The sequence below is a fragment of the Burkholderia sp. Ac-20379 genome (genome assembly GCF_017104645.1).
In the GTDB taxonomy this organism is placed as follows: Bacteria; Pseudomonadota; Gammaproteobacteria; order Burkholderiales; family Burkholderiaceae; genus Burkholderia.
In genome coordinates this window covers 1-1394 of record NZ_JAAGPF010000707.1, presented here as the reverse complement: position 1 = coordinate 1394, position 1394 = coordinate 1, and the positions used below count along the sequence as shown (strand labels likewise).

1 protein-coding gene and 1 pseudogene are annotated in these 1394 nt (G+C 72.6%); both read left to right on the top strand.

Translation table 11 applies throughout. The features are described 5' to 3' along the window. On the top strand, positions 1-442 hold a 442-nt coding region (locus G3N92_RS34125), incomplete at its 5' end, for a tetratricopeptide repeat protein (RefSeq protein ID WP_206131881.1). Positions 443-1040: 598 nt separating this feature from the next. After that, positions 1041-1394, top strand: a pseudogene (locus G3N92_RS34120) (biotin--[acetyl-CoA-carboxylase] ligase); the annotation flags it as partial.

Sequence of the window (1394 nt, the reverse complement as noted above, 5' to 3'; positions counted from 1 at the left end):
ACTCGGCAAGGCGCGTTTCTTCGGCAACGGCGGCGTAACGCGCGACTACGGCCGCGCGCTCGCGCTGCTGCGGCCCGCCGCCGAGGCGGGCGATGCGCCCGCGGCCTATTACGTCGGGCTGATCTACCGCAGCGGCTACGGCGTGCCGGCCGATCCGGCCGAGGCCGCGCGCTGGTTCGCGCGGGCCGCCAAACAGCAACTGCCCGCCGCGCAGTTCATGCTCGCCAACGCCTACCGCGACGGCGCGGGCGTGCCGCGCGACGAGGCGCACGCGCTGGCGCTCTATCGCAGCGCGGCCGAACACGAGTTGCCCGAGGCCGTGCAAACGCTCGCGATGGCCTACCGGAGCGGCGAACTCGGCGTGAAGCGCGACGACGATGCGTATCACGCGCAATGGCTCGAAGCGGCGCATGCGCTGAAGCATCCGGCGAGTGCGCCTTGAGGGATATGGGCGGCGAGGCGGGCGGCAGGCGCGCCTTCAGCGCTTGGGAACGCCGAAGCATTCGGCGAGCACGCCTTGAAGGATATGGGCGGCGAGGCAGGCAATAGGCGCGCCTTGAGCGCTTGGGAACGCCGAGGCATTCGGCAAGCGCGCCTTGAAGGACATGGGCAGCGAGGCAAGCGGCAGGCGCGCCTTGAGCGCTTGGGAACGCCGATGCATCCGGCGAGCAGGCCTTGAAGGATATGGGCAGCGAGGCAAGCAACAGGCGAGCCTTCAGCGCTTGGGAACGCCGAAGCATCCGGCAAGCACACCTTGAAGGACATGGGCGGCGAGGCAGGCGGCAGGCGTGCCTTGAGCGCTTGGGAACGCCAAAGCATCCGGCGAGCCCGCCCTGACGGGCGCCGGCTGAAGCGCAACGCGCGCGTGGCTGCCTCGTCCCCCGACGATCCCGCCCCTTTGTATCGGCGCACCGGATCGCCATCGGCGGGCGCACTTCGCGGTGCGCCGCGAACACCCCGCCACCCGCGCCGGCCGGCCCCGCCAAACCGCCGCGCGCCGGAACGATCCCGTGCGCGCCGGCTCTCGTACAATAGCCGCCATGACCGCCTCCCCGCCCCTTCCCGACGACGCGCGCATCGATCCGGCGCGCGCCCACGCGCTGCCGGCCTCGGCCCCCGAACCCTGGCCGCTCGACATCGTCGACGCCACCGGCTCGACCAACGCCGACCTCGCCGCGCACCTCAAGACGCTGCCGCGCACGCGCGCCGCGCTGCCGAAACCGATCGTCCGCGTTGCCTACGAACAGACCGCCGGCCGCGGCCGCCAAGGCCGCCCGTGGTTCGCGCTGCCCGGCAACGCGCTGCTGTGCTCGGTCGGCTGCGTGCTGCCGCGCCCGGTCGACGCGCTGGCCGGGCTGAGCCTCGCGGTGGGCGTCAGATCGGAAGAGCACACG